This window comes from Bacillus sp. JJ783, from assembly GCF_036963225.1.
Taxonomy (GTDB): Bacteria; Bacillota; Bacilli; order Bacillales; family Bacillaceae_G; genus Bacillus_A; species Bacillus_A cereus_U.
In genome coordinates this window covers 2,587-10,214 of sequence record NZ_JBALMG010000201.1, presented here as the reverse complement: position 1 = coordinate 10,214, position 7,628 = coordinate 2,587, and the positions used below count along the sequence as shown (strand labels likewise).

Below are 7,628 nucleotides of genomic sequence, written 5' to 3'. Positions count from 1 at the left end.
TAATTGATATTACTACCAACTTTTGGAATGAAGTCTAGCACTTTCATCAAAGTATTTTTATAATAGCCCCGTACTACACTTACTTGTTTGCTTCCATTGTAAACCTCTATCGGCATCGTGTCTGCCTTACTATCACACAGTCGTTTGTAAGAAAGCTGCATAATCCGCTCTCCTCTTAAGTACTGATCAAACGTCACAGGATATTCTATCGCGCGCAGTTCCTTATTTAGCTCATATAAATAGCGTTGAACGCTCTCTACTAATGTTGCAGTAGATATACGCTCCTGAAGTTCAAATTCTTGCCAACCGGAAGAAACTCTCCACTGATTGTCCTCTTCATAGAAAAAACAAAGAATTAACTCATCATCTTCAATCGTTTCATAATTCATATGTATGTTCTGCCCGTGTTGAACTTGTTCCATCCACTGTCCTAAATAAATGCCCAGCTCTGCGACCTTCATGCATGACTTTTGAAAAAGTACTCTATCACCCACACAAATCGTTAAATCCCCTTCGATAAAGCCATTTGTATAAGCAACATACCGTGGCTCATCCTTCTGTGGAATAGCCTTGTCTAACTCAAATAAAAACGTTAACATCCTTCACTCACCTCTAGTTGTTACACAGCTCATACTTGACATCGCATTACTCTGAGAAACTATGTATTATATACACATATTTAATTAATACCTTATAACACGTGAATGACATTAGTATAGTAGCGCTATTTTTTCTTTGCGAATTCCCTCAAAACAACATACTCCCAATATATCGACCACAACTCAAATTATATCAGCTATTTTTTCAATATATCGATTTACCGACACCCATCGACAATAGGAAAATCTTATGAGAAGGAAACTACTTTTCCTTCCACAATTTCCATAATACGAAGCAGACTCTCCACTTCATAGGTCGGCTTAACACTTGTCTTGTTTTCTTTCAGACTCGGGTTATACCAACACGTATCAATACCGTAATCTTCTCCGCCTTTCATATCAGAAGTTAAGGAATCTCCAACCATTAGTACACTTGATTTATCAGTAATTCCAAGCTTTTCAAATGCATAATCAAAAATCTCACGTGCTGGTTTTTGATGGCCTACCTCTTCAGAAATAATGATATGATCAAAGAAGTTACATAAAGGCGAATTTCCAATTCTAGATTGTTGCACCTTAGTGTATCCATTCGTAATAATACCTAACTTACAATCTTGAAGATTCTCACATAGTTTCACTGCACCTTCTATAAGATGTACTTCTTTCCCTAAGTTTTCAAGGTATACGTCACTAAATTGCTGCGCGTCTACTTCTATATTATGAAGAACAAATAATTGTCTAAATCGATCTACCGCTAATTCACTTAGCGTAATCATTTTATTTTCTAAATCTCTCCATAATCCATTACTAATCTCTTTATAACTTGCAAGATAATCATTATACCCTGTAGGCATGCCAAATTGTACAAACGTGCTATTTAATGCGTTTCTTTCCGTTTCAGGGAAATCTAATAATGTATCGTCTACGTCGAATAGTATAACTTTGTATTTCATGATGTTCTCCTCAATTCCTATATTCTCATAGCTTAATTATAGCAACAATAAGAAAAGGAGGCTAATCCAAACCAGCCTCCCTTCTCATTATTTACCTTCTAGCAATAACTCTTTCATTTCCTCTAACGACTCTTTCGTAAATCCAAGAGCTTTTTCAGCGTATGCTTCAACTGATCCATACTGCTTTTTAATTTCATCAATCGCAGCTTGTAAATACTCAGCACGAGCTTCAAACATCGCACCTAATATCGCTCTACTTTCATCATTTTGTAATTTTGCACCTAAAAATGCCATCATTTTTTCGTTTAACTTCTCACGGAAACCGTTACTTAATAAATAGTCTTGCATTACCGTTTCTTCTGATACACCTAATAGAAGTAATAATAATGCGGAACCAAATCCAGTACGGTCTTTTCCAGCTGTACAGTGGTTTACTAATGGTAAGTTTTCTGGATTTTGTACTAACTTTAAGAAGCTCACGAATGCCTCATTACCACTTACAAAATCTTGATTCATTTTCACAAGATATTCACCAGGTTTTCCTAATACTGATAAATCACCAACTTGGAAAAACTCATTTATATTTAAATCTTTCGCTAAGTCTTGCATAACTGGTAAGCATACTTGGCGAGCACCTGTAATGCCTGGGTTCGGCTTATGCTTTACTTCAAAATCTGTACGGTAATCACAAATTAATTTTAAGCCTGACTTCTGTAAATACTCAATATCCCATTCTGTTAATCCTGCTAATTCTTCAGAACGATACAATTTACCCCATTTTACTTTACGGCCTTCAGTCGTTTCATATCCGCCCATATCACGGAAGTTAAACGCACCTTGTAATGGTAATCTACGCTCCGCGACTGTAACTGCTTGTCCATTACTTCCTACTAACCTAAAATAGGGACGCTCATTTTCACTCGGATTGGCAATTGTAGTAAATGACTCTCCATTTACCGTCACAAGTAATTCACCATTTTCTTCAATATGATCTGGTGAAGTACCCCAATAAATTTTAACTTCTTCTATATTATTTTCCCACTCTATATGTAACGTGTTATCTTCATTTCGTTCTACAGTTGCTTGTAACCAATTTATTTGTTGCTTCATACTTCCACCAACACTTTCTTCGTATAGTATAATCCTTCTCTATTGTATTATAGGAAAGCTTACTTTGTCGTTTCGATTTTTCTTTTTATCTTACAAACATGCAAAAAGTTCTTTTACTCGTTCAAAATTTGTACATGGATTCCCGCTAAATGAATTCGCGAGACTACGTCATTCATCCTTCTAAACCCTTTTCACATATCGCTCACTACAACTCAGCTGCTGACATCCATTCTTTTCAAAAACATCATTCATCCACTCATCTTGTACATTTGCCTCACCAATATAATAAGTGGCTCCTATTTCCTTTAATACAAACATCGTTTTTGTAAACAAGTCAGATTCATACCCTTTATTTCGCATACTCGGAGCGACTGCGAAATACATAAGTTTCCCTTCTTCTAACGTACCTCTTTCAATATACGGGACTACAATTCCTATCGGCTCTTCATTTGCAACAGCTGTTAAACAATGTTCTTTCCATTGCCCACCAATTTCTTGTTCCATCATATTTACAAATTGATCATACGCTATTTCTTCTTCCATCAGCTCATTCCAAAGAGAATAAAAAGCGTCTTCTCCGATCTCTTCAATAAGCTTAAAATCAATATCACTTTCTATATCTTCCACTTCATATATATCTTTAAATACTATTATATTTTCAGCAATATGTTCAAATGAATACTTTCCAAAGCATTTCTTATATACATCATAATTGGGACTTTTTGAAGAAACCTCAAATTGTAGATTTTCTAATCCACCTTTTTTCGCCTCAGTAACAAAATATTGCACCATTTCTTCAATTTGCTCTTCTGTAAAAACCTCTGCATTATTTTCTTTTATCATTATAGAAGAAGCACTTCTTCTTATTTTAAAATGTTTTTCTAATTGTTTTATAATCGTCATACTCTTCCCTCATCTATGTAATACTTGAATTTAAGTTTGGTCTCCTTGCATGAGCAGGATTGTCCTTGAATATATAGAATACTAGAAAAGATCGCATCTTTAAAGTGCGGAGGAGGTTCTCCATTGGATATTACAGCGCTGCAACAACAGTTAGAGCTTATACAACAAAATGATTATTCGCACATGCAACATATAGATATAAATGAGTTAACAACGAACATGCTTCAGCACATTGGAACTACTGACAGTTACATTCGCTATCAGCTGATTTATAATTGTTTTTCTCACTTTATTCAATATGAGCTTCTACTCGATGATCAACTTAAATTACTTTTACATACTTGTTTAAGCGATGAATACTTATATTTTGATATTAATTCCCCATATACAGATGGGGTTTTCACACGCTCTTATACTGTTTCATTAATTGCTTTAATCCTCCAATTTTCCAACTCCCACTACTTTCTAACTGAGGAGGATGTTACAGAAATAAAACAAAATCTCATAACATATACAAATTTAGAGACTGATTTCCGTGGATATATTGAAGATAAAGGCTGGGCTCATTGTATTGCACACGTTTCTGATGCATTTAATGAAATTATCCAAAATTCCTATATTACCTTTGAATGCTATGAAGAAATGATACATTGTTTATTAAATAAAATCTTCACTTCGGCAGATATTTATCATAATAATGAAGATGAAAGAGTTGTCACTCCGTTAGTATCGATGGTATATCATGACTTTGCACAAGAAGATTTAATTTCAATTATTCATAAAAAAGTACAGCGACTTCCTCAAATTAGAAAACGCCTTTCTCTCAATGAATATTGCATTTTATGCGCCAACATTAAAACATTTTTACGTACATTATTCTTTAGAACAAAAAATGATCACAACTTAGCTTTTACCGCACATAAAACGGAAAAAATGTTAAAGGAACTGCCCAACTATTATTAAGTACAAGGAGAAAAAATATGGGTTATATTGAAGACATGAGACAACGAGTAGGAAATCATCCACTCATTTTAATAGGTTCACACGCAATTATATTAAATGAAAATAATGAAATATTACTGCAGCTCCGTACAGATTTTAACCGCTGGGGGATTATTGGGGGTGCATTAGAATATAACGAAACACTGGAAGACGCTGTGAAACGCGAAGTATTTGAAGAAACTGGACTTACCGTAAAAAATGTAGAACTGTTCCGTACATACTCAGGACCAGATTTCTATCAAATCTATCCAAACGGTGATCAAGTACATGGTGTACTCGTTGTTTATATTTGCCGAGAATTTCAAGGTGAACTTGTATGCGATCAAACGGAATCGAAAGAATTACGCTTCTTTCCGCTTGATGAGTTACCTAGCAACCTTCCTCCAGTTATTGAGAGGATTATTACAGATTTCCAACAAAAACAAGGGAACGCTTAACGTTCCCTCTCAAATCCAATCCGTTTTTTTATTTCCGCTAAATTCACCTTCGCAATAGCTCGTGCCTTCTCAGCACCTTTTTCTAACGCCTCATATAGTAAATGCGGCTCATTCATATACTTAACGTATTTTTCGCGATAATCTGCTAACTCACGGTCTACAATGCGAAATAACTCTTTTTTCACATCCCCCCAACCAATCCCGGTCTCATACTTTTCACGCATCGACTGAATTTCATCTTCTGTCGCAAATTCTTTATAAATCATAAATAACGTTTCCAGTTCTTTCGGTTCATTCGGAAGTGACGAATCGGTTTTTATTTTAAATATTAACTTTCGGAGTTTTTCTTTCTCTGCAAAAAGCGGGATAACATTCCCGTAACTTTTACTCATTTTTCTTCCATCAAGACCAGGTAAAATCGCTCCCTCTTCTTGTATCACATACTCTGGAAGCGTAAATGTCATGCCAAATGTATGATTAAAGTACGTCGCAATATCACGCGCAATTTCAATATGCTGAATTTGGTCCTTTCCAACAGGTACATGCGTGGCTTGAAATAATAAAATGTCAGCTGCCATTAAAATCGGGTACGTATATAATCCCATATTAACTCCAGCATCTATCTCTAACCCCGCTTCTTTATTTTGCTCTACCTTCGCCTTATATGCATGAGCACGGTTCATAAGACCTTTCGGAGTTAGGCAAGATAATATCCACGTTAATTCTAAAATCTCCGGTATTTCTGTTTGCCGATAAAAAATAACATCTTCGCTAAGTCCAAGTGATAACCAAGTAGCTGCTACCTCTTTCGTATAACTACTGAACTTCGCCGGATCATGCACAGCATTTAACGCATGATAGTCTGCTATGAAATATAACGCTTTTCCTTCTTTGTTTTTTGACATTTGTAACGCAGGTTTAATCGCACCAATATAATTGCCTAAATGCGGGTAACCTGTTGGTTTAATTCCTGTTAACATAATTTTCTCGCTCATCCCAACTCCTCCTTTCTCAAAATAAAAAGAGCCCCTCATCCTTAAAAAAGGACGAGAAACTCCCGCGGTACCACCTTAATTAGCTATATTATAGCTCACTTCAAGCTTCTATAACGTGAAGTAACCGTCTTCGCCTACTCATTTCAGCTAGAAGCTCCAGAGCCCATTCCATATTCATCCCTTACTGATTCCCACCAAATATCAGCTCTCTGAAAAGTTTTGAATATGTACTCTTCTCTTTCATTGCTTTTTAGTTATTTTTTACAGTTTATCACATTTGAGCTTAATATAAACCTGAATTTTCTGGTTTTATAACAAGAATTTTCATTCTTTGACCCTTTAACCATAATTAACCCCTTGTTTTTAACACTCAGTGGAGACTTAAGAATTTTAGCAATAACCATTACCAATTTATTCCACGTAATGTATAATCAATATATAGAACTTATTTGCAATACAAAAACGGGGTGAAGTTATGGGTTGGTTTACTAAAAAAATTGGTAAGTTTAAGAACAGTATTCAGACTGACTATGATACTTTAAGGGTTATTATACATTTCACACCTATCGCTATATATTTATACACCTGCGATGAGTATATAGAAACATTTGACGGTGCGCTCACTTTTGAGACTGAACACGGAAATCAAGTAGAAATCGGGGGTACTTTCATTTCTCTTGAAGTTGATACGAATTTTCGCATGGACGATATAATATTTGATTACAAACTAAAGGAAAGCAATCTACCTATTGTTGAATTAAAAGCCTACGTATGATGTTTATTGATGGATCAGTCATGGCACAGCTCGGTACTCCTAATATGCAAATCAATTATTAATAAAAAAGAGTTAAAACAGATAAAACTGTTTTAGCTCTTTTTTTACGTATTCAACTTAACAAATCTATAACTATGCGTAACTAACACTTTTAATATCGCATATCCTGGAATTGCTAAAATAACCCCCATAATTCCAAATAAATTTCCGGCAGTTAAAATAATAAAAATGATAGTAATTGGATGAATGTCTAACTTTTTCCCCATTACTTGTGGTGAAATAAATTTCCCCTCTGCTAATTGTACAACCATCATGACAATAATTACTTTTAAAATCATTGCTGGTGAGTCAATAAAAGCAATAATTAACGCTGGCGTTATCGCAATAACAGGACCTACATATGGAACGACGTTTACAATCATCGCCAAAATAGCAAGTAATACCGCGTATTTAATGCCGATTATAAGATAACCAATGAATAGCATAATACCGATAAATAAACTAACGATAATCTGTCCTCTAATATACGAACTAATCGCATAATGCATATCATCTAGTATTCTCTTCGCAGCTGGTTGTCTTTGCTCAGATATAAACTTTAAAAAATGATTTGGTAATTGCTCACCATCTTTTAAAAGATAGAACAATATAAATGGAACCATTACAAATGTTAAAACAACTTCAGTAAGTGTACTTAAAAATCCAGTTACATTTCCTGTTACTGATGATAATGATTTTGTAAAATTCATTGTAGAATCTTTTACGATATTAGCAACATCAATATTTAAACTTTCCTGCATTCTACCAATTACATTACTTTCTCCAAATTTACGTGCTGCCCTTTCGATTTCATG

The 7,628-nt window shown here is 34.7% G+C and carries 9 protein-coding genes and 1 other annotated feature; of the genes, 3 read left to right on the top strand and 6 right to left on the bottom strand.

The genetic code is table 11. From position 1 onward, the window contains the following. From V7038_RS28020 to V7038_RS28005, 4 genes are all read right to left on the bottom strand, one after another. A partial coding sequence (locus tag V7038_RS28020; protein ID WP_438825125.1) for a DUF7878 domain-containing protein occupies positions 1 to 599 on the bottom strand: 599 nt, incomplete at its 3' end. A 248-nt stretch (positions 600 to 847) separates the two neighbouring features. Next, positions 848 to 1,552 (bottom strand): YjjG family noncanonical pyrimidine nucleotidase, encoded by a 705-nt coding sequence (locus V7038_RS28015; protein WP_002110902.1) that lies wholly within the window; start codon positions 1,550 to 1,552, stop codon positions 848 to 850. 87 nt (positions 1,553 to 1,639) lie between these two features. Beyond that, positions 1,640 to 2,662 (bottom strand): tyrosine-protein phosphatase, encoded by a 1,023-nt coding sequence (locus V7038_RS28010; RefSeq protein ID WP_070139714.1) that lies wholly within the window; start codon positions 2,660 to 2,662, stop codon positions 1,640 to 1,642. A gap of 180 nt (positions 2,663 to 2,842) precedes the next feature. Beyond that, positions 2,843 to 3,565: a GNAT family N-acetyltransferase gene (locus V7038_RS28005; protein ID WP_002110904.1), complete on the bottom strand. Its 723-nt coding sequence runs from the start codon at positions 3,563 to 3,565 to the stop codon at positions 2,843 to 2,845. Positions 3,566 to 3,688: 123 nt separating this feature from the next. On the opposite strand from V7038_RS28005, the gene V7038_RS28000 reads away from it, so the two are divergent. Next, on the top strand, positions 3,689 to 4,528 hold the full coding sequence (locus V7038_RS28000; RefSeq protein ID WP_002110905.1) for a DUF2785 domain-containing protein: 840 nt from the start codon (positions 3,689 to 3,691) through the stop codon (positions 4,526 to 4,528). Positions 4,529 to 4,545: 17 nt separating this feature from the next. Then, positions 4,546 to 5,004 (top strand): NUDIX hydrolase, encoded by a 459-nt coding sequence (locus tag V7038_RS27995; protein WP_002161079.1) that lies wholly within the window; start codon positions 4,546 to 4,548, stop codon positions 5,002 to 5,004. Here the strand turns inward: V7038_RS27995 and V7038_RS27990 are convergent. Beyond that, on the bottom strand, positions 5,001 to 5,999 hold the full coding sequence (locus V7038_RS27990) for a tryptophan--tRNA ligase (protein WP_070139716.1): 999 nt from the start codon (positions 5,997 to 5,999) through the stop codon (positions 5,001 to 5,003). The genes V7038_RS27995 and V7038_RS27990 overlap by 4 nt on opposite strands. 44 nt (positions 6,000 to 6,043) lie before the next feature. Then, positions 6,044 to 6,252, bottom strand: a binding site (T-box leader). Between the two features lie 222 nt (positions 6,253 to 6,474). On the opposite strand from V7038_RS27990, the gene V7038_RS27985 reads away from it, so the two are divergent. Then, positions 6,475 to 6,774, top strand: coding sequence for a hypothetical protein (locus V7038_RS27985; RefSeq protein ID WP_070170433.1), 300 nt, complete (start codon positions 6,475 to 6,477; stop codon positions 6,772 to 6,774). Between the two features lie 104 nt (positions 6,775 to 6,878). Here the strand turns inward: V7038_RS27985 and V7038_RS27980 are convergent. Further along, positions 6,879 to 7,628 (bottom strand): AI-2E family transporter (locus tag V7038_RS27980; RefSeq protein WP_335695969.1); only part of this gene is annotated, 750 nt, incomplete at its 5' end.

Coding starts and splice junctions, on each gene's coding strand:
- V7038_RS28015 (WP_002110902.1), bottom strand. CDS start 1,552: ATGAAATACAAAGTTATACTATTCGACGTAGACGATACATTATTAGAT.
- V7038_RS28010 (WP_070139714.1), bottom strand. CDS start 2,662: ATGAAGCAACAAATAAATTGGTTACAAGCAACTGTAGAACGAAATGAA.
- V7038_RS28005 (WP_002110904.1), bottom strand. CDS start 3,565: ATGACGATTATAAAACAATTAGAAAAACATTTTAAAATAAGAAGAAGT.
- V7038_RS27995 (WP_002161079.1), top strand. CDS start 4,546: ATGGGTTATATTGAAGACATGAGACAACGAGTAGGAAATCATCCACTC.
- V7038_RS27990 (WP_070139716.1), bottom strand. CDS start 5,999: ATGAGCGAGAAAATTATGTTAACAGGAATTAAACCAACAGGTTACCCG.
- V7038_RS27985 (WP_070170433.1), top strand. CDS start 6,475: ATGGGTTGGTTTACTAAAAAAATTGGTAAGTTTAAGAACAGTATTCAG.